A 21104-nucleotide genomic window follows, 5' to 3' on the forward strand; every position below is an offset into this window, starting at 1 on the left:
ACATACTGGTTGGTATGACGACGGTGGCGAACTTCGGCGGCACGAGTCAGTACGTGGATCTCGACGGGCCCGTGCACTGGGTCGACTTCGGTGGGCCGGAGGACGGTCCGCGGGTCGTTCTCGTGCACGGGCTCGGCGGATCGCACCTGAACTGGGCGCTGCTGGCGCCGTTGCTCGCGAAGAAGGCGCGCGTCGTCGCCGTCGACCTCGCGGGACACGGGCTGACGATGCCCGAGGGCCGCAAGACCACCGTCCAGGCCAACACCGGGCTCCTGGGCCGGTTCATCAAGCAGGTCGTCGGCGAGCCGGTGATCCTGGTCGGCAACTCGATGGGCGGCCTGATCTCGCTGTTCCACACCGCCTACAACCCGGACGTGGTCACAGGGCTGGTGCTGGTCGACCCGGCGCTGCCGATGGTGCTCGGGACGCGGCCGGACCCGACGATGCTCAGCACGTTCTTCCTGTACTCGGTGCCGGGCCTCGGCGAGCGCTTCCTGGCCAAGTCGAAGACCGCTCCCGCCCGCAGGCAGGTCGAACGGGTGCTGGAACTGGTCTGCGCGGACCCCGGGGTCATCCCCGAAGAGCTCAAGCAGGCGAGCGAGCACCTGATCGGCGAGCGGGCCAAGGTCGACGGGCTGGACGCGGCGTTCCTGGCGGCCGCGCGCAGCGTCGTGTTCACGACGTCGAAGCGCGGCGCCTACTTCGCCGCGATGGGCAAGATCCGCGTCCCGGTGTTCCTGATGAGCGGCGACCGGGACCGGCTGGTCAACGTCGCCGCCGCCCGGTACGTGGCCAGGAAGCACCCGCACTGGCGTTACGACGAGTACGCGGGCATCGGTCACGTGCCCCAGATGGAGATCCCCGAGGTCGTGTCCGAGCGGGTCTTGGCCTGGATGGACGCCAACCGCTTGAGCACGTCCGCGAGCTGACTGAGCGTGAGCCGCTCCCTCAGCACGGGAGCGGCTCCGGTCAGCACGAAGTGGTCGTCGAACTGTTCGACGCCGGTCAGCCGGATGCCGCGCGGCAGCTCCGGCACCGCGAAGACGCGCGCCGGCAGCCATTTGTGCAGGCGCACGTGCAGCTCCGAGCCGACCAACCGGACGGTCAGCGGAAACCAACTGACCGGTTGCAACTCCGGGATGTCGGCGTGTGCCACCTCCACGCGGAACTCCACCGGTGACGACACCAGGGTCGCGGGCGGATTCACGTGCACGTCGCGGCACACGACGGTCGCGCGGCGAGCCCGCCAGCGCGACCAGCGCACGTCCTCCAGCTCGATGCGGACGTCGTCGACCTGGCCGAGCGCCACACCGAGGGCGCCCAGCCGTGCGTCGAGTCCTACTACGGTCAGGTGCAGGTCGTGTTCACCTGCTTGAACCGTCAGATCGTGTCTCAGGCCGTGGTCTCCGGCTTCACTCCGTTCGTCGCCGCCTTCGCGGTCGACTTCACGGCCCTCGGCTTGGGAGCAGGCTTGGCCGCGACTGGCTTGGCAGCAGGCTTGGCCACCGCGGGCTTTGTAGCAGGCTTGGCCGCGGCAAGTGCAGCGGCTTCTGCCTTCTCGGTGGCTTCAGCGGCCAGTGCGACCATCTCGTCGAAACCGGCGCGGATGCCGTCGGCGAGCAGCTGGACGTCCGGCACGCCGTCGAAGTCCGCGTTGATGCCGAACGTGAACTTGTCCAGGTAGGAGAAGATGCCGACGGTGATCCGGATCGTCGAGGCGACCGGCACGTACGGGAACATCTCCACCAGCGGGCGGCCGAGCATGTAGAGCGGGATGCGCGGGCCGGGCACGTTCGTGGTGACGGTCTGCAAGATCTGCTGCGGGAACCGCATCGCGGTCCGCGAGCCCAGCGCCATCAACGTCGGCGCGGCGAAGTTCGAGAGGTTCGTGATCACGTCCGCACCGGCGGCCTGACGCGAGCTCTTCAGGTCGTCCATCTGCGCGCGGATCGACGCCAGGCGCTCGACCGGGTTCGCCTCGCCCACGGGCAGGTTCACCAGCACGGCGCTGACGCGGTTGTTCAGCTCGTTGTGCTGGTCGGCCTTGCGCATCGACACGGGCACCATGGTCCGCACGACCATGCCCTCGGTCAGCTCGCCGCGCTTCTCCAGCAGATCCCGGAAACCACGCGTGATGGCCGTGAGGATGACGTCGTTCACAGTGCCGCCGGCGACCGTCCGGATCTGTTTGATCTCAGCCAGGTTCGCGCGCGCCCACACCCAACGGCGGTGTGGCCCGATAGGACCGTTCAACGACGTGGCGGCGCGCGTGACGAGACGGCGCGCGGTGCTGGGCAGGCTGCTGAGCACGGTCTTGCCGAAATCCACGATCTCGTTGAACGACCGCAGGTTCCGCGCGAGAGCAGGCAACGCGGAGAGGTGCTGCACCGGCGTCACCACGGCGTCGCGCACACCGTCGACCACGAGGTCGAGCGTCGAAGGAGTCGGCGTGGCCTTCCACTCCTTCGGCTCCGGCAGCGCGGTCTCCTTCTTGAAGTCCAGCAGGAGCTGCAGCATGTCCGTTCCGGACACTCCGTCGATCATGCAGTGGTGCACCTTGGAGATGATGGCCCAGCGGCCACCCTCCAGGCCCTCCACGAGCCAGGCCTCCCACAGCGGCTTCTTGTCGTCGAGCTTCTGCGCGAAGATCCGGCCCGCGAGGTTGCGCAGCTGGTCCTCACCACCCGGCGTCGGCACCGCTGTGTGCCGCACGTGGTAGAGGATGTTGAAGTGGTCGTCGTCGACCCAGACCGGGCGGCCGACGTGGAACGGCAGGGCTTTCACCTTCTGCCGGTAGCGGGGGACCTGGTCCAGCCGCGACACGAAGAGGCGGATCACGTCGCCGTACGACGGGGCCGGCCCGTCGAAAACCAGCACGGAACCGACGTGCATGGGCACGTTCTCGTCCTCGATGAAGTAGAAGCCTGCGTCCAAAGAGCTCATCCGATCCACTCGAAAAATGGTAGAGGACGCGAGCTTCTGAATCGACGTCCATGCAGGTGAGAGGCACTGCACACGTGTGAGGTTGCCAACGTGTTACCTGGAGGTGGCGAATCGAGACTCGAAAGTACTGGCGAAAAGATCGTTCACGAAACATCATGGACTCACTGGGCAACGTGGCCCAGGGCGCCGGCTCGGGGTTGTCGACGTGTGGGGAGGCTCCTATGTCTGCCGTACCTTCAGACGAAGTCTTCGATGTTCCTGTGTCTCCCCTGCACCTGGTCAGAGGATCTGCGCCGGGTCTGTTCTGGTACCTCACCGAACCCACCCGCTGCGCGCTCGACGTCAGCGAGTTCGTCGCCACCCGTTCGATGCTGCGCGGTGCGCCATCGGGTGACGGTCACCCCGTCCTCGTGTTCCCCGGTCTCGGAGCCACCGACTCGTCCACGGTCATGCTGCGCCGGTTTCTGTCCGGTTTGGGCTATCAGGTGCACCCGTGGGGACTGGGCCGCAACATCGGACCTACCCGCCGCTCCGTCGACGGCATGCACGCGCTGGTGAAGAAGGCGTCCGACGAGTGCGGGCCGGTCTCCATCGTCGGCTGGTCGCTCGGCGGGATCTTCGCGCGCGAGATGGCGCGCGACCACCCGCACCGGGTGCGTCAGGTGATCACGCTCGGGTCGCCGTACAACATGAGCGATCCCGTGCAGTCACGGGCGATGCCGGCCTTCTCGTTGTTCTCGCGGCTGCACATCCCGCGCGAGGAGTTCCCGCCGCTGGAGTCGACGCGGCCACCGATCCCGGTGCCCGCCACGTCGATCTACTCCAAGACGGACGGGATCGTCTCGTGGGAGTCGTGCGTCGAGGAACCGGGACACCGCAGGGAAAACGTCCAGGTGTCGTCCTCGCACCTGGGATACGGGTTCAACTCCACCGTGCTGTGGGTGGTGGCTGACCGGCTGGCGCAGGCGGAGGGTACGTGGGCACCCTTCGCCGCGCCGCCCGGAATGGCCCGCATGTACCCGCGGGCCGCGTAGGCCTACTGCTGAGCCTTACTGGGTCATCGGCTTGCCGTTCGCGGTGACGTTGGTGAACTTCAGGCCGTCCACGTTGTTGACGGTGTTGGTGGTGGAGCTGACGGTGAACTTGGAGTCCCGCAGCTCCAGCCCCTTCACGTGCTCCTGCGCGAGCCCGGACACGTCGAGGACCTTGGAAGCCTTGCTGCTGCTGCAGTTCGAGACGTAGAACGGCCCGAACTTCGGCACGTGGCTGCCGGTCTGCGAGTTGTAGGTCGTCGTCACGTAGATGAACGCGCGCCCGAACACGCCGGACACGCTGTCCAGGTTGATGTTCTGCGAGAAGCCGCCGCGTTTGGTGTTCGACTTGACGTAGAGGGCGAATTTGGTGGCGTTCACGCAGTCGAGCTTGTAGCCGTAGACGTTGCGGATGCCGCCGGTCTGCTCGGACCCGCACGTGATGGCGCCCCAGTTGCCGTTCATGCGGCAGTTGACGACGACGAGGTTCTGGCACGGCACGTTGATCCGCCGGCCGTCCTCGTCGCGGCCCGACTTGATGGCCACGTTGTCGTCGTGGGCGCCGAGATCGCTGTTGGAGATCACCACGTGGTCGCACGACTCCGGGTCGCACGCGTCGGTGTTGTTAGCGGCCGTTGACGGGTCGGTGTGCACGTCGTCGACCGTGACGTTCTTGCAGAGCGTGGGGTGGATCTGCCAGAACTTGGGGTTCTTCAGCGTGACGCCCTGGATGAGCACGGTGTCGCACGAGTAGGGCTCGATGAACGTCGAGCGCATGTTCTTGCCGGAACCGGGAACCACCCGCTTCTCCGGCGGGGTTCCCTTGGCCACCAGCGACTCCAGGTACGAGCGGTCGCTGCCCTTGTTCCAGCTCCCGGTGGCGCCCGCGTCGAGCGTGCCCTTGCCGGTGATCGCGATGTTGGTCTGCTTGTACGCGTAGACCATGGGGGAGCGGTTCATGCACTCGATGCCCTCGTAGCGCGTGAGCACGACCGGGAACTTCGAGCCGTCACTGGAGAACTTGAGCAGCACGCCGTCTTCGAGGTGGAAGTCGACGTTGCTCAGCAAGTGGATCGCGCCGGTGATGTAGGTGCCTTTCGGCACGATCACGTGGCCGCCGCCGGCCGCGTTGCAGGCGGCGATGGCCTTCTTGAAGGCTTCGGTGTTGTCGGTCTTGTTGTCACCCTTGGCGCCATAGGCCGTCGCGTCGAAGTTCTTGTCGGGGAACGACGGGAGCTTCGTGTTGCGGACGATCTCGTTCGCGGCGGGCCAGGGCAGGGTGGGGACCGCGGCTGTGAGCGTGACTGCGAGTGCGGTGGGTGCCAGCGCAGGCGTGGCGACCGCGGCCACGACGGTTGACTTGATCAGCAGTCGACGGGTGATCCTGCCGTCCATTCGACGTCCCTCTTCCACGGTGAAGGCAACGTGATCGGCGGCGGCGTTACAGAAAGACTGTAAACGTTTGCGGCCCGCTCGTCGAGGTCGTCAGCTGTAGATCGTCACCGTCAGACGAGGGTTCGTCCGGAAGTCGATCGGCTCGTACGACACCCGCGCCAGCGGCATCGACCCGGCCGCCGCGGTCAGCGTCGTCTCGATCTCGTGGCGCTCGTCCTCGGTCAGGTACGGCCAGAACGAGCTGTGCCAGATCACCGTGTACGTGCCGCGTTCCTCTGGCGGCACGAGGTTCTCCCGCAGCCAGCGCCCGGCGGGGGAGCGGTCGACCTTCACGCCGACCTTGGCCGCCAGTTCGACGGCGTCGTCGAGGTCCCAGCGCAACGCGTCGTGCTCGGGCGGGATGAACGAGTGCAGGATCATCGCGTGCTTCGGGTCGGCGGGGTCGCGGGGCTGCAGGTCGCAGCCGGCCCTGCCGACGATCTCCAGGTCGGGCGGGCGCGGCCCGGCGGCGGCCAGGCGCACGGAGGAGTCCTTGTCGCCCCACTCCCAGCCGAGGCCGAACCAGCGGTAGTGGTCCAGGATCAGGTTCAGGCCCGCGCAGGCACCGAGTTCGAGGAGCCGGACCTTGGGCGCGCCGATCATCGTGAGGCCCCGCAACAGGAATCCCGCCGTCTTCGGCTGGTGCTGCTGCACCGTGCGGTCCAGTGCCGCGAGGATCTCGCCGGCGTTCTCGACGATTGCGCGGCGGGCCGCCAGCCACGCGAGCAACGCGGTCGAGTCGGACTCGCCGGCCATCGCGGCGGCGTGCGCGCTGGCGAAGCGCTGGCTCAGTTCCGGTGCTTTTCCCGACAGCATCAGCAGTCGCACGCCGGCGAGCGCCTGGATGCCGAAGAGGGGACTGTGCACGGCACTGTGCGAGCAGAGCAGGTCGGCCACCGGGCCGCCGCGGTCGAGTTCACTGGCGAGTTCCGAGAGGATGCGCGCGGAGACCGGTGCGCTGGTCCGCAACCGCACTGCGAACGTCCGCAGAGTGGCAGCACCGATGCTGGCGGCGGTCACACACCCCTCCCTTCTTCGGCAAGGGACTTTACAAGCACGTGAACGCATTCTTCCCATATGAGACCGGGCGTGCCGCCAGAACGCGGTCGGTATCGTGCGGCCTGTGAGCGAGTTCCTGGAGCTGTCCGCGGCCGGTCCGGTCGCCACGTTGACGATCAACCGCCCGGCCAAGCGCAACGCGATGAGCTACGAGATGTGGTCGGCGCTGCCGGGCATCATGGCGAGCGTTTCCGCTGATGAAACCGTGCGGGTACTGGTTATCCGGGGTGGGGACCAGTTCTCCGCCGGTGCCGACATCGCCGAGTTCTCGACCTTGCGGCGCGGTGCTGCCGGCGCCGCGCACTACGGCGAGGCGGTACACAACGGGGAGCGCGCGATTGTCCAGCTGGACAAGCCGACGATTGCCGCGATTTCCGGTTTCTGTGTCGGCGGTGGGTGCGAGATCGCCCTGGCTTGCGACATTCGGGTGGCATCTTTGGATGCACGATTCGGGATCACGCCCGCGAAACTCGGCATCGTTTACAACTTCACGTCCACCAAGCAGCTCGTGGACGCGGTCGGTCCCGCGTGGGCGAAGCAGATCCTGTTCTCGGCCGATTTGATCGATGCCGCGACGGCGCTGCGGATCGGGCTCGTGAACGAGGTGGTGGACTCGCTTGACGCGCGCGTCAAGGAATTGTCCGAACAGATCGCGGCTCGGGCGCAGGTCAGCGTGCGGGGAGCGAAGAAGATCATCAACTCGATCACCGACGGTGGGCACGAGGACGACTTCGTCCGGGAGCTGTACGCGGAGGCCGCGTCCAGTGCCGACTACGCCGAGGGCGTGTCGGCGTTCCTGGAGAAGCGGCCGCCGAGGTTCTGATGACTTCTCCGATGCCGCAGCCGTCTTCGCGTGAGCCGCTGCAACCGATGCCGCGCAAGGTGATCGCTCTCGTCGCAGCCGGGATCGCGCTCGTCACCATCGGGCTGGTCCTGGCGTTGTGGTGGTGGGGCACGGCCGGGTTGACGGGCAAGGAACTGGTGACCGCTCGGCTGGACGCACTGCGGACCGGGCTGAGCATCGGCATCGGCGGTGGCGGCGTCTTCGCGCTGTACCTGGCGTGGCGGCGTCAGCACGCCACCGAGGTCGGCCTGGTGCAGAAGGAACGCGATCAGGCCGACGTGACGCGTGCCTACGAGCTCCAGCGCGATGTCGCCGCCGCCACCGAGAGGGATGCCGCCGACCGGCGGGTCACCGATCTCTACACCAAGGCGAGCGAGCAGCTCGGGTCCGACAAGGCGCCGGTCCGGCTGGCCGGGATCTACGCGTTGGAGCGGCTGGCGCAGGACAACCCCGAGCAACGCCAGACGATCGTCAACCTGCTGTGCGCCTACCTGCGGATGCCCTACCTACCGCCCGGCGACGACGCCGATGCCGACCACCGCGAGCGGGTGCAGGAGGGGCAGGTCCGTCGCACCGCCCAGCAGGTCCTCGCGTCCCACCTGCGGCCCGATGCCGGCGTGAAGTTCTGGGCCGAGGCGCTGAACGTGAACCTCGGCGGGGCCACCTTGCTGGAGGCGGACTTTCACGGTTGCCGCTTCGGTGAGGCCGACTTCGGCAAGGCTGTGTTCGTCGGCGACACGAAGTTCTGGAATGCCGAGTTCTCCACGCGGGCCGGCTTCTCCGAGGCCACCTTCCACGGCGTCGGCTTCATGGAAGCCGAATTCGGTGACGTCGCGGACTTCCAGGAAGCCAAGTTCCGCGCGGCTGTGCGTGATCCGTTCGATGTCGCGCATCACCAGCCCTACAGCTACGCGCTTCCTGGCGACTCTTTCGCCGCCACCACGTTCAACGCAGGTGGGAACTTCGAGGGAGCGGTGTTCGACGCCGGAGTCGACTTCAGCGAGGCCACCGGTCAGTCGCTGCAGTTCGGCGGGGCCGGCTTCAGGGGTGTCTCCTGGTTCAAGGACACCGAGAACCACGCGTTGTGCGAGAAGAACTCCGCTGCCTACGTTCCGGCCATCGCCACGATCGACGCCGCCTCCGAGCACTCGATCTGGCCTGAGTACTGGGTGATCTCGGAGGACGGCGTGATCGGAGAACGGCTGGGCTAGAACCAGCCGCTTCTAGAACCAGCCGCTTCTAGAACACTTCCGCGGCGATCGTGGTGTCCGGGCCGTGGCCCGTGTGCACCACGGTCTCGCGGGGTAGCTCGAAAAGCTTCTCCCTGATGGACCTCTCGATCGTCGGCCGATCCGAGAACGACCGCCCGGTCGCACCCGGCCCGCCCTGGAACAACGTGTCGCCGGTGAACACGGCACCCAGTGACGGCACGTAGAAGCACACGGCCCCGGGCGAGTGCCCTGGCGTGTGCAGCACGTGGATCTCCTCGCCGGCCACCGTGAGAATCTGGCCGTCTTCCAAGACCTGGTGCGGGATCACGCCGGTGTGCGTCAGGCTCCACACGACGTGGTCGTCCTGGTGCAGGGCGAGAGGTGCACCCGTGGCGTGCGCGAGATCCGGTGCCACGCGGACGTGGTCGTCGTGCGCGTGCGTGAGCAGGATCGCCACGACGCGGCGGCCATCCACGACTTTGAGGATCGCGTCGACGTCGTGCGGCGCATCGATGACGACGCATTCGGACGAGTCGCCGATGACCCAGACGTTGTTGTCGACGTCGAAGGTCTCGCCGTCCAGCGAGAACGTGCCGGACGTGATGGTGTGGCCGACGCGGAGCATCAGAACACCACGACCGATCGCAGCACGTCGCCGTGGTGCATCTTCTCGAAGGCGGCCTCCACGCCGTCCAGCGCGATCTCCTCGCTGACGAACGCGTCCAGGTCGAAGCGGCCCTGCTGGTACAGGTCGACGAGCATCGGGAAGTCACGTGTGGGCAGGCAGTCGCCGTACCACGAGGACTTCAGCGAGCCGCCGCGCGAGAAGAAGTCGATCATCGGCATCTCGAGCGTCATGTCGGGCGTCGGGACGCCCACGAGCACCACGGTGCCGGCCAGGTCGCGGGCGTAGAAGGCCTGCTTCCACGTCTCCGGGCGGCCGACCGCGTCGATCACGACGTCCGCGCCGAACGAGTCGGTCAGGCGCTGGATCTCGGTGACCACGTCGTCGACGTCGCGGACGTTGATGGTGTGCGTAGCGCCGAAACCCTTGGCCCACTCCAGCTTCCGCGGGTCGGTGTCGACGGCGATGATCTTCGCGGCGCCGGCGATGCGGGCGCCCGCGATGGCGCCGTCACCTACACCGCCGCAGCCGATCACGGCCACCGAGTCGCCGCGGGTGACGCCGCCCGTGTTGATGGCCGCGCCCACACCCGCCATGACGCCGCAGCCCAGCAGGCCGACGGCCGCCGCGCGGGCGGACGGATCGACCTTTGTGCACTGTCCTGAGTGGACAAGGGTCTTCTCCGCGAACGCGCCGATGCCCAGCGCGGGGGACAGCTTGGTGCCGTCCGTCAGCGTCATGGGCTGCGAGGCGTTGAAGGTCGAGAAGCAGTACCAGGGCTTGCCGCGGCGACACGCACGGCAGGTGCCGCAGACGGCCCGCCAGTTCAGCACGACGAAGTCGCCGGGCTCCAGGTCGGTGACGCCGGCACCGACCGATTCCACGACTCCCGCGGCCTCGTGGCCCAGCAGGAACGGGAACTCGTCGTTGATGCCGCCCTCGCGGTAGTGCAGGTCCGTGTGGCAGACGCCGCAGGCCTGGACCTTCACCACGGCCTCGCCGGGACCGGGGTCGGGCACCAGCACCGAGGTCAGCTCGACGGGTAGACCTTTGCCACGGGCGACGATGCCCTTGACCTCTTGCGCCACGCTGTGACTCCGATCGTCGGTCAGTTGATCAACGTCTCGCCTTCGAACAACCCGAGTTCTTCCCGGTAGAACTCAATCCCTACACCGTTGGGGTCGCGGATGTACAGGCTGTCCTCGACGCCCCGGTCGGGGCCCAGGTACTCGATGCCCGCCTCGTCCAGCTTCGCCTTGATCTCGTCGAACCGCTCGGGGGAGGTGGACAGCGCCAGGTGCTGCACCGCGCCGATGGTCTCGGAGAACGCCGGGTGGTCGTGGCCGGGGAAGTCGAAGAACCCCAGCAGGTTCTTGCTGCCCAGGTCGAAGAAGAAGTGGCTGGAGCCCTTGTAGTCGCGGTTCTCCACGAGCTCCACCAGCGGGAAGCCGAGGAACTCCTGGTAGAAGCGGATGGTCTCCTCGACGTCCTTGCAGATCAACGCGATGTGGTGGACGCCCCTGGTGGGTGAGCCACCGCGGTCCGCAAGCGGTCGTACGTACTGTTTGCGCAGCTCATCGCGTTTGGCCCTGATCGCGTCGAGCTCGGCACCTTCTGGCTGTGGCATGCGACGTAGAATAGTTGAGCTTTCAAACTTCCGCAGGGGCCAGCGCGGTTTCAGCCGGTGACGCCCTCGAACTCGACCGCGCGTTCCTCGTGCAGCAGCGCGGCCTGCAGGTACGCGACGCTGGTCTCGCGGTCCAGCCGGGTGTCGCACTCGAAGCGCGCCCGGGAAAGATCACCCGGTTGGCGCGCGTAGACCCGCAGCGACGCCACGTCGGGCAGCCCGAACCCGTCGTCGACGCCCCACTGCGCGAGGTTCTCGGCGCTCATCAGCTCGGCGGCGTCGTCCAGCGACGGCGCGGAGAAGAACAGCCGCCCGTGCACGTAGACCCCGCGGGCTCCGCTCGGCGCGATGATCGTGACCGGGCTGCCCGTGCGGCAGGCGAGGAAGTGGAACGCGATGCCGCCGCCGCGCGAGCCGATCACGGTGGCCGCGGTCAGGCCGCTCCACGTCACCGGGCGCTTCGCGAACGCCTCGGCCTGGCCGAGCAGGAACTCGCGGTAGGTCTGCTGGTTGAGGTCCTGCAGGTAGTTCCACATCCGGAAGACGTGGTGGTAGCCGAGCTTGCCGGCGAGCTCCAGCGCGGCGCGGAACGCGAGCCGCCCGGCGTAGGTGTGCTCGTCGCACGGCGGGATCCGTCCGGCGCAGAACAGGTATTCGCCGTCGTGGGCGTAGGCGATCGCCTTGTGCTCGCCGGATTCCACGGTGCGCGAGCTCGTCCAGACCTCCGTGAACCCGTGCCGTTCGTCGTCGGTCAGGTGCACTGTCAGTTCCGGGTGCCCGTCGCGGAGCACGGGGTTGAACGACGTGCCGGAGAACCGCACCGCCCCCAGCCGGGAGCGGGCCGGGTCGTCCGGCACGGCGCAGAGCGGCTCGAACCTCGAGGACAGCGCACCAGCCCGCAGCTGACGAGTCATCACAGGCCCTTTCGCAGGCGACCGAGTCAGGTTAGGTCGCCATGCGATTGGTGTGTACCTCTGCGTCTCGTTTGGCCCGTTCGTCCCGGACCGTCCCGCGTGGACTCAATCCTCTTCGTCGCCGGGCCATTTCCCGGTGAGCTTCTGGAAACCCTTGGCGCCGCCGCGGTCGATCGCGGCCTTCACCAGGCCGAAGATGGCCCCCTGCAACGCCGCTGCCAGCAACACCTCGCGCCAGCTGCGGTTGCGCATGGTGGCGCTCGGCGCTTCTTGGTCGTTCCCGACGACTTTCCACACCTGGCCGAAGATCGCCGTGGCGACGAGTCCTCCCAGCGCGCCGAGCAACATTCCCAGTGGGCGGTAAAGGAACTTCATGCGTTCCTCCTGGAAAGCTTCCAGATCAGGAAGACCAGCGCGATGAGCACCGCGCCGATGGCGGCGGGATGCCGGCGCGCCTTCTCGACCTGGCCGGCCACGGGTTCGGGCAGCGAGGCGACCGCGGCGTTGGTGGCCTCGGTCATCTTCACGACGGTCTCGTGCGCCTGCTCCTTCACCCGTCCGGGCACATCAGCCTTGTGCGCCAACGCTTCCACGGTCTCGCCGAGCTCGCGGCGAGTGCGTTCCACGTCCTTTTGCAGCTGTTCCTTGGGGTCGCTCATCGGTGCGCACTCTCCTTGATGGTCGCGATGTCCTGCTGGACGTTGTCCATCGCCTGCCTGGGTACCGGCGGGGTGGCCTGCTTGACCTGTCCGCGGCCCACGAGCGCGAAGATGCCCGCGAACAGCAGAAGGGCGGCCGCGACGATCAACGCGGCCGCCCACGGCGGTAGTACCAGTGCCAGCAACAGGATCAGGCCCGCGACCACGCTGAGTCCGCCCCACCACGCGAACACGCCGGCCGCGCCGAACATCCCGGCGCCGACACCGGCGTGCTTGCCCTTCTCCTTCAGCTCCGCGACCGCGAGACGGATCTCATCGCGCGCGAGCCTGCTCACCTGTTCCGACAGCTGGTTCACCAGCTGCGCGGTCGACGTGTCGGTCTTCATGCCGGTCGGCTACCCAAAGCCGACCTGCACGAACCACCTGCTCAGCCCTGCTGGGCCTGGGCTTCCTTCACCTTCGCGTGAACCTCTTCCATGTTCACCTCACGCGCCTGCTCGATCAGGCTGTCCAGTGCGTTCCCCGGCAGCGCTCCCGGCTGCGAGAACAGCACGACGCCCTCACGCACGATCATCAGCGTCGGGATGGAACGGATTCCGAAGGTGGCCGCGAGCTCCTGCTGGGCCTCCGTGTCGACCTTGCCGAACACGAGGTCTTCGTGCTTGTCGGACGCGGCCTCGTACGTGGGCGCGAACGCGCGGCACGGGCCGCACCATTCGGCCCAGAAGTCGACCAGGACGATGCCGGATCCGCCGACCACATCGTCGAAGTTCTCGGTGGTCAGCTCGACCGTCGCCATAGGTCCTCCTCGTGTTTCTGGGGGTAACCCGTCCAACGAAGCGGGTGCCGATGGAATTCCCGCCGTGCTCGCGGTCACCCGTCAGCCTTCAACTTTTTGTGGACGTCTTCAACTGAGCGTTGTACGGTCCCGCCATGATGCCGCGCCTGTTCGTGACCTCGCTGCTCGTCCTGGGGCTCGCCGCCTGCGGGTCCGCGTCTGACAACGCGCAGACGACCACGCCCCCGTCGTCCGACCTCTCCTCGGTCAAGAAGGACGACGCGCTCGCCGCGATGCTGCCGCCTGCGATCGCGTCGGCCGGCAAGCTCAAGGTCGGGTCCAACATCCAGAACCCGCCGAACAACTTCTACGCCGAGGACGGCAAGACCCCGATGGGCTCGGAGGTCGACCTGATCAAGGTGATCGCCGCGAAGCTCGGTCTCACCGTCGAGCACAGCGACATGGCGTTCAGCTCGCTGATCACCAGCCTGGAGACCAGCCGCGTCGACGTGACGATGGCCGCGATGAACGACACGGCCGAGCGCCAGCAGAAGATCGACTTCGTCGACTACTTCACGTCCGGCATCACGATCATGGTGCAGAAGGGCAACCCGCAGCAGGTCAAGGGCCCGGAGGACCTGTGCGGCAAGGGCATCGCGGTCAACCTCGGCAGCTCGCAGGAGCAGTTCGCCAAGGAGCAGAGCCAGAAGTGCCTCGACCAGCGCAAGCCCGAGGTCCAGCTCAGCGTGACCGACAGCGACACCGGCAACCAGAACCAGCTGCGCACCGGCCGCGTCGCCGCGATCCTCAACGACCTGCCGACCGCCGTCTACGTCTCGAAGACCGCAGGTGACGGCTCGTTCTTCGAGGTCGTGCCGCTGGCGCCGATCAACGGTGGCCCGTACGGGATCGGCGTGAACAAGCAGAACCCGCAGCTCTCGGCCGCGATCAAGGCCGCGCTGCAGGCGCTGATCGACGACGGCACCTACAGCAAGATCCTCACCGTCTGGGACATCAAGCAGGGTGCGATCACCAAGGCCGCGATCAATGGCAAGTGATCTTGAAGTAGTGCCGCTGCGCCACCCGTGGCGGTGGATCAGCGGCGGGGTCGTCGTCCTGGTCGTCGTGGGTGTCACGTGGGCGATGGCCGAGGCGCAGATCCAGTGGGAGGACGTGCCGGGGTTCTTCACGCACCCCGTGATGCTGGAGGGCCTGCTCAACACGATCGTGCTCGCGCTCGCCGCGCAGGGCGGCGCGATCGTGCTCGGCGTGGTGATCGCGTTGATGCGGCTGTCGGCGAACCCCGTCGCACGCTGGTTCGCCGTCGGCTACATCTGGTTGTTCCGCGGCCTGCCGGTGCTGCTGCAGATCCTGATCTGGTTCAACCTCGCGCTGGTGTTCCAGAAGATCAGCATCCCGCTGCTCTTCTCCGTGCCCACCAACGTGGTCATGACCGCGTTCGTGGCGGCACTGCTGGGTCTGGGGCTCAACGAGAGCGCCTACATGGCCGAGATCGTCCGCGCGGGCCTGACCAGCGTCGACCCCGGTCAGACCGAGGCGGCCAAGTCGATCGGCATGACGCCGCTGACGACGTTGCGCCGAGTCGTGCTGCCGCAGGCGATGCGCGTGATCATCCCGCCGACCGGCAACAACTTCATCAACATGATCAAGGGCACCTCGATGGCGTCGGTGATCGCCTTCCTGGAGCTCATCCACGCCGCGAACAACATCTCCTCGCGCAACCTGGAGATCATGGAAACCCTGTTCGCCGCCGCGGCCTGGTACCTGGTCATGGTGTCGCTCGCGTCGATCGGTCAGCACTACCTGGAGCGTGCTTATGGCCCTCGTTGAGACCATTGGGGTCCGCAAGTCGTTCGGCCACACCGAGGTGCTGCGCGGGATCGACATGACCGTCGAGCGCGGCGAAGTGGTGTGCCTGCTCGGGCCGTCCGGTGCGGGCAAGAGCACGTTTCTGCGCTGCGTGAACCACCTGGAGACGATCGACGCCGGCCGGATCTGGGTGGACGGCGTGCCGGTCGGGTTCCGCGCGGCCGGCGGAAAGCTCTACGAACTGCGGGAACGCGACGTGGCCCGGCAACGCTGCGACGTCGGGATGGTGTTCCAGCGGTTCAACCTGTTCCCGCACCGCACGGCGCTCGAGAACGTGATGGAGGGCCCGATCCAGGTGCTGGGCCGGGATCGTGCCGAGGTGCGCGCGGAGGCGCTGGCGCTGCTGGACCGGGTCGGGCTGGCGGAGAAGGCCTCGGCCTACCCGGCCGCGCTGTCGGGTGGTCAGCAGCAACGTGTTGCGATCGCACGCGCTCTGGCGATGAAGCCGAAGCTGATGCTGTTCGACGAGCCCACGTCCGCGTTGGACCCGGAGCTGGTCGGCGAGGTGCTCGACGTGATGACCTCGCTGGCCCGCGACGGCATGACGATGATCGTGGTGACCCACGAGATCGGCTTCGCCCGCTCGGTCGCCGACCGCGTGGTGTTCCTCGTCGACGGCGCCGTCGTGGAGAGCGGCACACCGGCCGACGTGCTGGACAATCCGCAACAGCCGCGCACGCAACAGTTCCTCGCAAAGGTGCTCTAAGTTGATCGACGCCTCGTACCTCGCCCAGTTCCGCGAACCGGAGGGGTACCTCGACTTCGCCCGCTTCGGCCCGCCGTCTGTTCCAGTCGTGGCGGCCACCTCGCGTCTGATGGAGCAGTCCTCGCTGGCCGGTCCATCCACAGTGGACACACTGATGCGCGAGGAACAGCGGGTGAAGGCGGCTGTGGCCCGGTTGTGCCGCACCGACACCGACCACGTGGCGCTGGTCCCGAACACGTCGATGGGCCTGTTCCAGGCGGCGTTCGGGTTGTCCGGCACGGTGATGTACTCGGCGTCGGAGTTCCCGTCGAACACCTATCCGTGGGTGCGCGCGGGCCTCCCGTCAGTGGTGCTCGACGGACCAGTGGATCCTGCTGCGGCCGCTGTTGGGTTGACGGCAGAGGTTTCCGCGCTGTCGGTGTCCGCTGTGGACTTCCGCACCGGCTACCGCGCGGATCTGGCGGCACTGCGGGAAGTCGTGGGCGACCGCTTGCTGATCGTGGACGGCATCCAGGGCTTCGGCGTGGTCGACGAGCCGTGGGAGGTGGCCGACGTGCTCGTGGTCGGCGGCCAGAAGTGGTTGCGGGCCGGGTGGAGCACCGGCTTCGTGGTGCTGTCGGACCGGGCGCTGGAACGGTTGTCGCCGGTGCTGTCCGGGTGGACCGGCGCGGTGGACGCGGGCCTGTTCGACAACTCCGTGCACTCTCCGGCTGGGGATGCCGCTGCCTGGAACATCACGAACCTCTCGCCGGTGGTGTCCGGTGCCTTCGCCGAGGCGTTGGAACTGGTCGAGCTCGCGGGCGTTTCTTCTTTGGACGCCACGGTTTCCTCGACGGTCGCCGAGCTGGAAGAGATCGTGCTGTCGTGCGGCGGCGAGATCGTCTCCGAACGTGCGCGGCGCGGCGGAATCCTGGCGTTCACCATGCCCGAGGCCGCGTCGGTGGTGGGGGAGGCGCTGAACTCCTTCGGCGTGACCGCGACCGTGAGGCCCGAGCACGTCCGGTTGTCGCCGCACGCCACGACTTCGCGCGGCACGCTGGAGCGGGTGCGGGCGGCTTTGCAGTCGCTGGCAGGAACTTCGGTCTCCGCGGTGCCGGCTGCCTTGTCGGCGTTGATGCCGACGGTGGACAGCCTGGCTTCTGCGTTGGGGCCGGATACCGAGGTCGTGTTGCACGATCTGGCGCGGTTGCCCAACTCGATCGTCGCTATCGCCGGGTCGTTGACCGGGCGGCAGGTTGGGGGGCCGATGACTGATCTGCTGCTGGGGCTGGTGCGGCGGGGGACGACCACTGACATGCCCGGGTATGAGACCTATGCGCCGGATGGGCGGGCTATCTGGTCGTCTACCACCTTTGTGCGTGACGCTTTGGGGGTTGCGGTGGGGTGTTTGTGCGTCAACAAGTTGGGGACGCATGAGGCTGCTGGGCCCGTTGAGTCTTTTCCACAGGACGTGGACACGTTGCAGCGGGTGTTGGTGGAGAAGGCGATCTCGGATGTCGGGGTGCCGGTCGAGCTGATGAAGAAGGTGCACAAGTCTCAGGTTGTCCGGGTGCTGGATGAGGCTGGGTTCTTCCTCATCCGGGACTCGGTCGACCACCTCGCCGGGGTTCTGGAGGTCACCCGGTACACGATCTACAACTATCTCAACGAGAACCGAGCCAGTTGAGCAGGTTTTGCCAGGCTGGGGACGAGAACGCGAGGGTGTCGCCGCTCGCGTTCTTCGAGTCACGCACGAGGGTGTTGTGGGCCAGCGAGACCTCGACGCACTCGCCCTCTTCCGTGCCGTCGCTGTGGCTGCTCTTACGCCAGGTGCGGTCCTGAGTCATCGAGGTCCTCTCGCGGTCGGCTGACGTACTTCGCCAGCTTGCTCCGCGATTGTTCCGCACTCAAGGCGACCTGATCCAAGCGGTCGAAGAGGAGCCTGGTCCGTGCGATGGCACCTGGATCCTGCACGAACACCTTCGCGAGGTTGGTCTCGCTGAAGACGATCGGCCTCACCTTCTCGTATTCCCAGAGCACACAGCCGGATGCGGCCATTGGTGCGTCAGCGGGCACGATCCGGACCGCGTGGGTTCTGAACAACAACCGGGTGTACTGGGCTTCCATGACCTGGTGGCTTCCGGCCTGCAGCCGCAGCGCATGCTCATGGATGTAGAACAAGCAAGTCGGCCGATCGTGGCGGCGCAGGATCGACTGGCGGTCGGTCCGGAACTGGACCAGCGTCGGGATGCGGTCCTCGGGCACGATCCCGGTCATCCGGTAGATGCCGTCCGCGTACTCCGGTGTCTGGAGAAGACCAGGTATTGCTTGAGGTGAGTAGCTGGTGATCGTCTTTGCGGTAGATTCGGCCATCGCGACCGTGCGCAGTTCGCCCGACACCTGAACCACGTACTCGTCGAACGCGTACTGGTACCGGCGCTTGAAGTTCTCGTAGAAGTCGACGTCCTTGCCACACGTGGTGAGGTACTGCACGAGGTCGATCTCGCTGGCGCGCGCCTTCCCGTGCTCGATGGTCGACACCTTGCTCGGATCCCAGCCGAGCTTCTCGGCGAGTTTGTGGCCGCTCAGCCCGGTGCAGGTCTCCCGCAGCCTGCGCAGCTCGTCACCTAGGTCCCTGCTGTAGGCAGTGGATGGGGTCATGGCTAGACGCTATGGCTTGGATTCGATTCACGAATCTGCTCGTTCGGGTGAAAACGGTATCGCGTCCCGGTTCGCATTCCGGTGGAGTCCCGGACCTTTCCTGAAACTTACGTCTTCCCTTCGACGTCATCTCATGTTTACCGTTCAAGGTGTGAGAGCGCTCTCAAAGGCGAGATGGCAGGCCGTTGTGGCCGCCGCAGCGTTTGTCCTGTCGTCATTGGTGTCGTCCAGTGCCGCGTCCGCGGCCGAGGACTACACCCAGAACGTGACGGCGATCGATGCCAGTCAGGCGAGGATCAACTTCACGCCGACGACCCCTGCCCTGTACGTCGACGTGCACTACCTGATCTCTGGTACTCCGCAGCAGAACTTCCGCATGACCAACAACGCCGGGACGTGGCAGAAGACCGTCGGTTCCCTGTCCGCCGGCACGGTGATCGACTACTGGTTCACCTACGAGAAGGGCGGCCCTCAGTACGACACGCCGCACTTCAGCTACACCCACAACAGCGCGCCGGCACCGGTTGCGACGCCGACTTTCAGTCCGCCGGGTGGCACGTATCCGAGCACGCAGACCGTGACGATCTCCACGGCCACCTCCGGTGCGACCATCAGGTACACGGTCGACGGCTCTACGCCGACGGCGAGTTCGCCGCTGTACAGCGGGCCGATCTCGGTGCCCAGCAGCAGGACCGTCAACGCCATCGGCATCAAGGCCGGTCAGCCCAACTCGGCGGTCGGATCGGCCGCGTACGTGATCGGTACGCCGGTCGCGACGCCGACGTTCAGTCCACCCGGTGGGGCATACGCGTCCGCGCAGACAGTGACGATCTCCACCGCTACCTCCGGTTCGACGATCCGGTACACAGTGGACGGTTCTACGCCGACGGCGAGTTCGCCGCTGTACAGCGGGCCGATCTCGGTGCCCACCAGCAGGACCGTCAACGCGATCGGGATCAAGGCCGGTCTCGCCAACTCTGCCGTGGCGAGCGCGACCTACACGATCGGCACCAGCCCGGGGTGTGTGCAGCCGGACAGCCCGAGCTTCGGGCCCAACACCCGGATCTTCGACCCGGGCATGTCCGCGCAGGCGATCCAGACGCAGCTCGACGCGGACTTCAACATGCAGAAGGACACGCTGACCGCGCAGATGGCGCCGCGGCGGGTCGCGCACCTGTTCAAGCCCGGCACGTACAACGTCCACGACGACGTCGGTTACTACACGTCGGTCGCTGGTCTGGGGCGCAACCCCGGTGACGTCGTGATCAACGGCGACATCACCGTGGACGCGTTCAACGAGTCGGACAAGGGCGTGGCGCTGCAGAACTTCTGGCGCTCCGCCGAGAACATGGCGGTCAACCCGAGCAACGGCACCAACCGGTGGGCGGTGGCGCAGGCCGCGCCGTTCCGGCGGATGGACATCCGCGGCAACCTGGCGCTCTACCCGGCCAGTTACGGGTTCGCCAGCGGTGGCTACACGGCCGACTCGCGGGTGTCGGGGCAGACCGCCTCGATCTCGCAGCAGCAGTGGTACACCAGGGACACGAACTACGGCAGCTGGGCCGGTGGCGTGTGGAACATGGTGTTCTCCGGTACGCCGGGTGCGCCTGCGAACACGTTCCCGAACCCGCCGGAGACGACGCTCGCGACGACGCCTGTCTCGCGTGACGTGCCGTACCTGTACTTCGAGAACAACGCGTACCGCGTGTTCCTGCCTTCGTTGCGCACCAACGCATCCGGTGCGTCGTGGATCAACGGTGGCACGCCGGGCACGTCGTTGCCGATGAACCAGTTCTACGTGGTCAAGGCGGGCGACACCGCCTCGACGATCAACGCGGCGCTGGCGAGCGGGTGCAACCTGTTCTTCACGCCGGGCATCTACCACGTCAACCAGACGATCAACGTGACCAGGCCGAACACCGTGGTGCTCGGCATCGGTTACCCGACGATCATTCCGGACAACGGCGTCAACGCCATGCAGGTCGCCGACGTCGACGGGGTGCGGATCAAGGGCATCCTGTTCGACGCGGGCACGACGATGTCGCAGGCGCTGCTGACCGTGGGGCCGGCCGGTTCGTCGGCGGCGCACGCGGCCAACCCGACGACGTTGCAGGACGTGTTCTTCCGCGTCGGCGGCGCGATCGCGGGCAAGGTGAAGGACAGCCTGATCGTCAACAGCCACAACACGATCATCGACCACACCTGGGCCTGGCGCGCCGACCACGGCAACGCCGGCACCTGGGGGTGGAACGAAGCGGTCGCTGACACGGGCGTGATCGTGAACGGCAACAACGTGCTGGCGACCGGCCTGTTCGTCGAGCACTACCAGAAGTACCAGGTGATCTGGAACGGCAACGGCGGGCGGACGATCTTCTTCCAGAACGAGATGCCGTACGACGTGCCGAACCAGGCTTCCTGGATGAGTCCGAACGGGCTGGCGGGGTACGCGGCCTACAAGGTCGGCGACAACGTCACCACGCACGAGGCGTGGGGGCTCGGCAGTTACTGCTTCTTCAACGTCAACCCATCGGTGCGGGCCGAGCACGCGTTCGAAGTGCCGAACCGGTCTGGCGTGCGGTTGCACAACCTGCTGACCGTCTCGCTGAACTACATGGGAACCATCACGCACGTGGTGAATGACGTGGGGGCTGTGACGCCGCCGGGCACTGTGCCGGTGAACGTCGTCAACTACCCGTAGCGTCTGTTGATACGGCCCGTCACCGAGGGTGGCGGGCCGTATGTT

General features: G+C 66.9%; 23 protein-coding genes. 9 read left to right on the plus strand and 14 right to left on the minus strand.

Translation table 11 applies throughout. The annotated features are described in order from the left end of the window. Window positions 1-14: 14 nt before the first annotated feature. Entirely contained in the window at window positions 15-929 is a 915-nt protein-coding gene (locus ACIA8G_RS30055) for an alpha/beta fold hydrolase (protein ID WP_396422047.1), read from the plus strand. On the opposite strand, the gene ACIA8G_RS30060 is transcribed toward ACIA8G_RS30055, so the two are convergent. Both ACIA8G_RS30060 and ACIA8G_RS30065 read right to left on the minus strand, forming a co-directional pair. Next, a complete protein-coding gene (locus tag ACIA8G_RS30060; RefSeq protein ID WP_396422048.1) occupies window positions 839-1309 on the minus strand; it encodes a hypothetical protein in 471 nt (156 codons plus the stop codon). The two genes, ACIA8G_RS30055 and ACIA8G_RS30060, sit on opposite strands and share 91 nt — an antisense overlap. Before the next feature lie 83 nt (window positions 1310-1392). Beyond that, the gene (locus ACIA8G_RS30065) at window positions 1393-2943 is read right to left on the minus strand and encodes a wax ester/triacylglycerol synthase family O-acyltransferase (RefSeq protein WP_396422355.1); all 1551 of its coding nucleotides are present in this window, start codon (window positions 2941-2943) and stop codon (window positions 1393-1395) included. 260 nt (window positions 2944-3203) lie between these two features. On the opposite strand from ACIA8G_RS30065, the gene ACIA8G_RS30070 reads away from it, so the two are divergent. Next, window positions 3204-3977: an esterase/lipase family protein gene (locus tag ACIA8G_RS30070; RefSeq protein ID WP_396422049.1), complete on the plus strand. Its 774-nt coding sequence runs from the start codon at window positions 3204-3206 to the stop codon at window positions 3975-3977. A 15-nt stretch (window positions 3978-3992) separates the two neighbouring features. On the opposite strand, the gene ACIA8G_RS30075 is transcribed toward ACIA8G_RS30070, so the two are convergent. Together ACIA8G_RS30075 and ACIA8G_RS30080 are read right to left on the minus strand one after the other, a co-directional pair. Next, window positions 3993-5369 (minus strand): glycoside hydrolase family 28 protein, encoded by a 1377-nt coding sequence (locus ACIA8G_RS30075; protein ID WP_396422050.1) that lies wholly within the window; start codon window positions 5367-5369, stop codon window positions 3993-3995. Between the two features lie 90 nt (window positions 5370-5459). Continuing rightward, window positions 5460-6428 (minus strand): DUF2332 family protein, encoded by a 969-nt coding sequence (locus tag ACIA8G_RS30080; RefSeq protein ID WP_396422051.1) that lies wholly within the window; start codon window positions 6426-6428, stop codon window positions 5460-5462. A gap of 103 nt (window positions 6429-6531) precedes the next feature. Between ACIA8G_RS30080 and ACIA8G_RS30085 the strand changes: the two genes are divergently transcribed. Both ACIA8G_RS30085 and ACIA8G_RS30090 read left to right on the plus strand, forming a co-directional pair. Further along, window positions 6532-7290 (plus strand): enoyl-CoA hydratase/isomerase family protein, encoded by a 759-nt coding sequence (locus tag ACIA8G_RS30085; protein ID WP_396422052.1) that lies wholly within the window; start codon window positions 6532-6534, stop codon window positions 7288-7290. Continuing rightward, window positions 7290-8522 (plus strand): pentapeptide repeat-containing protein, encoded by a 1233-nt coding sequence (locus ACIA8G_RS30090; RefSeq protein ID WP_396422053.1) that lies wholly within the window; start codon window positions 7290-7292, stop codon window positions 8520-8522. Before ACIA8G_RS30085 ends, ACIA8G_RS30090 begins: the two co-directional genes overlap by 1 nt. A 28-nt stretch (window positions 8523-8550) precedes the next feature. On the opposite strand, the gene ACIA8G_RS30095 is transcribed toward ACIA8G_RS30090, so the two are convergent. The 8 genes from ACIA8G_RS30095 to trxA form a co-directional block, all read right to left on the minus strand. Next, window positions 8551-9147, minus strand: coding sequence for an MBL fold metallo-hydrolase (locus ACIA8G_RS30095; protein ID WP_396422054.1), 597 nt, complete (start codon window positions 9145-9147; stop codon window positions 8551-8553). Continuing rightward, entirely contained in the window at window positions 9147-10235 is a 1089-nt protein-coding gene (locus ACIA8G_RS30100; RefSeq protein ID WP_396422055.1) for an S-(hydroxymethyl)mycothiol dehydrogenase, read from the minus strand. Before ACIA8G_RS30100 ends, ACIA8G_RS30095 begins: the two co-directional genes overlap by 1 nt. Before the next feature lie 20 nt (window positions 10236-10255). Then, window positions 10256-10774, minus strand: a complete 519-nt coding sequence (locus tag ACIA8G_RS30105) for a VOC family protein (protein WP_396422056.1) — start codon at window positions 10772-10774, stop codon at window positions 10256-10258. Between the two features lie 50 nt (window positions 10775-10824). After that, window positions 10825-11688: a hypothetical protein gene (locus ACIA8G_RS30110; protein WP_396422057.1), complete on the minus strand. Its 864-nt coding sequence runs from the start codon at window positions 11686-11688 to the stop codon at window positions 10825-10827. 105 nt (window positions 11689-11793) lie between these two features. Beyond that, window positions 11794-12063 (minus strand): DUF4235 domain-containing protein, encoded by a 270-nt coding sequence (locus ACIA8G_RS30115; protein ID WP_396422058.1) that lies wholly within the window; start codon window positions 12061-12063, stop codon window positions 11794-11796. Next, complete coding sequence (locus ACIA8G_RS30120; RefSeq protein ID WP_396422059.1) at window positions 12060-12347, minus strand: DUF3618 domain-containing protein; 288 nt, start codon at window positions 12345-12347, stop codon at window positions 12060-12062. Before ACIA8G_RS30120 ends, ACIA8G_RS30115 begins: the two co-directional genes overlap by 4 nt. Continuing rightward, entirely contained in the window at window positions 12344-12733 is a 390-nt protein-coding gene (locus ACIA8G_RS30125; RefSeq protein WP_396422060.1) for a phage holin family protein, read from the minus strand. The genes ACIA8G_RS30120 and ACIA8G_RS30125 overlap by 4 nt, the downstream gene beginning before the upstream one ends. A 41-nt stretch (window positions 12734-12774) precedes the next feature. Next, window positions 12775-13146, minus strand: a complete 372-nt coding sequence (gene trxA / locus ACIA8G_RS30130; protein ID WP_396422061.1) for a thioredoxin — start codon at window positions 13144-13146, stop codon at window positions 12775-12777. Between the two features lie 134 nt (window positions 13147-13280). Here trxA and ACIA8G_RS30135 point away from each other — a divergent pair, with 134 nt between their 5' ends. Genes ACIA8G_RS30135 through ACIA8G_RS30150 form a run of 4 tightly spaced genes read left to right on the plus strand, consistent with a single transcriptional unit; the run spans window position 13281 to window position 17387 of the window. Further along, window positions 13281-14183, plus strand: a complete 903-nt coding sequence (locus ACIA8G_RS30135) for an ABC transporter substrate-binding protein (RefSeq protein ID WP_396422062.1) — start codon at window positions 13281-13283, stop codon at window positions 14181-14183. Next, window positions 14173-14976, plus strand: a complete 804-nt coding sequence (locus tag ACIA8G_RS30140; RefSeq protein WP_396422063.1) for an amino acid ABC transporter permease — start codon at window positions 14173-14175, stop codon at window positions 14974-14976. Before ACIA8G_RS30135 ends, ACIA8G_RS30140 begins: the two co-directional genes overlap by 11 nt. Continuing rightward, entirely contained in the window at window positions 14963-15721 is a 759-nt protein-coding gene (locus tag ACIA8G_RS30145; RefSeq protein ID WP_396422064.1) for an amino acid ABC transporter ATP-binding protein, read from the plus strand. Before ACIA8G_RS30140 ends, ACIA8G_RS30145 begins: the two co-directional genes overlap by 14 nt. A gap of 1 nt (window position 15722) precedes the next feature. Then, entirely contained in the window at window positions 15723-17387 is a 1665-nt protein-coding gene (locus tag ACIA8G_RS30150) for a PAS domain-containing protein (RefSeq protein ID WP_396422065.1), read from the plus strand. On the opposite strand, the gene ACIA8G_RS30155 is transcribed toward ACIA8G_RS30150, so the two are convergent. Then, on the minus strand, window positions 17365-17547 hold the full coding sequence (locus tag ACIA8G_RS30155) for a DUF397 domain-containing protein (RefSeq protein WP_396422066.1): 183 nt from the start codon (window positions 17545-17547) through the stop codon (window positions 17365-17367). The genes ACIA8G_RS30150 and ACIA8G_RS30155 overlap by 23 nt on opposite strands. Continuing rightward, window positions 17522-18361, minus strand: coding sequence for a helix-turn-helix domain-containing protein (locus tag ACIA8G_RS30160; protein WP_396422067.1), 840 nt, complete (start codon window positions 18359-18361; stop codon window positions 17522-17524). Before ACIA8G_RS30160 ends, ACIA8G_RS30155 begins: the two co-directional genes overlap by 26 nt. Before the next feature lie 220 nt (window positions 18362-18581). Here ACIA8G_RS30160 and ACIA8G_RS30165 point away from each other — a divergent pair, with 220 nt between their 5' ends. Further along, window positions 18582-21059 carry a chitobiase/beta-hexosaminidase C-terminal domain-containing protein gene (locus tag ACIA8G_RS30165; protein ID WP_396422356.1) on the plus strand — a complete coding sequence of 826 codons (2478 nt, stop codon included), beginning with the start codon at window positions 18582-18584 and terminating at the stop codon, window positions 21057-21059. Window positions 21060-21104: the final 45 nt, after the last annotated feature.

The sequence above is a fragment of the Lentzea sp. NPDC051213 genome, assembly GCF_044455585.1.
Lineage (GTDB): Bacteria > Actinomycetota > Actinomycetes > Mycobacteriales > Pseudonocardiaceae > Lentzea.

Excerpts from the sequence above, each read along its gene's own strand:
- ACIA8G_RS30055 (WP_396422047.1), top strand. The coding sequence starts at position 15 with ATGACGACGGTGGCGAACTTCGGCGGCACGAGTCAGTACGTGGATCTC.
- ACIA8G_RS30065 (WP_396422355.1), bottom strand. The coding sequence starts at position 2,943 with ATGAGCTCTTTGGACGCAGGCTTCTACTTCATCGAGGACGAGAACGTG.
- ACIA8G_RS30075 (WP_396422050.1), bottom strand. The coding sequence starts at position 5,369 with ATGGACGGCAGGATCACCCGTCGACTGCTGATCAAGTCAACCGTCGTG.
- ACIA8G_RS30090 (WP_396422053.1), top strand. The coding sequence starts at position 7,290 with ATGACTTCTCCGATGCCGCAGCCGTCTTCGCGTGAGCCGCTGCAACCG.
- ACIA8G_RS30095 (WP_396422054.1), bottom strand. The coding sequence starts at position 9,147 with ATGCTCCGCGTCGGCCACACCATCACGTCCGGCACGTTCTCGCTGGAC.
- ACIA8G_RS30105 (WP_396422056.1), bottom strand. The coding sequence starts at position 10,774 with ATGCCACAGCCAGAAGGTGCCGAGCTCGACGCGATCAGGGCCAAACGC.
- ACIA8G_RS30110 (WP_396422057.1), bottom strand. The coding sequence starts at position 11,688 with ATGACTCGTCAGCTGCGGGCTGGTGCGCTGTCCTCGAGGTTCGAGCCG.
- ACIA8G_RS30115 (WP_396422058.1), bottom strand. The coding sequence starts at position 12,063 with ATGAAGTTCCTTTACCGCCCACTGGGAATGTTGCTCGGCGCGCTGGGA.
- ACIA8G_RS30120 (WP_396422059.1), bottom strand. The coding sequence starts at position 12,347 with ATGAGCGACCCCAAGGAACAGCTGCAAAAGGACGTGGAACGCACTCGC.
- ACIA8G_RS30125 (WP_396422060.1), bottom strand. The coding sequence starts at position 12,733 with ATGAAGACCGACACGTCGACCGCGCAGCTGGTGAACCAGCTGTCGGAA.
- trxA (WP_396422061.1), bottom strand. The coding sequence starts at position 13,146 with ATGGCGACGGTCGAGCTGACCACCGAGAACTTCGACGATGTGGTCGGC.
- ACIA8G_RS30135 (WP_396422062.1), top strand. The coding sequence starts at position 13,281 with ATGATGCCGCGCCTGTTCGTGACCTCGCTGCTCGTCCTGGGGCTCGCC.
- ACIA8G_RS30140 (WP_396422063.1), top strand. The coding sequence starts at position 14,173 with ATGGCAAGTGATCTTGAAGTAGTGCCGCTGCGCCACCCGTGGCGGTGG.
- ACIA8G_RS30145 (WP_396422064.1), top strand. The coding sequence starts at position 14,963 with ATGGCCCTCGTTGAGACCATTGGGGTCCGCAAGTCGTTCGGCCACACC.
- ACIA8G_RS30155 (WP_396422066.1), bottom strand. The coding sequence starts at position 17,547 with ATGACTCAGGACCGCACCTGGCGTAAGAGCAGCCACAGCGACGGCACG.
- ACIA8G_RS30160 (WP_396422067.1), bottom strand. The coding sequence starts at position 18,361 with ATGACCCCATCCACTGCCTACAGCAGGGACCTAGGTGACGAGCTGCGC.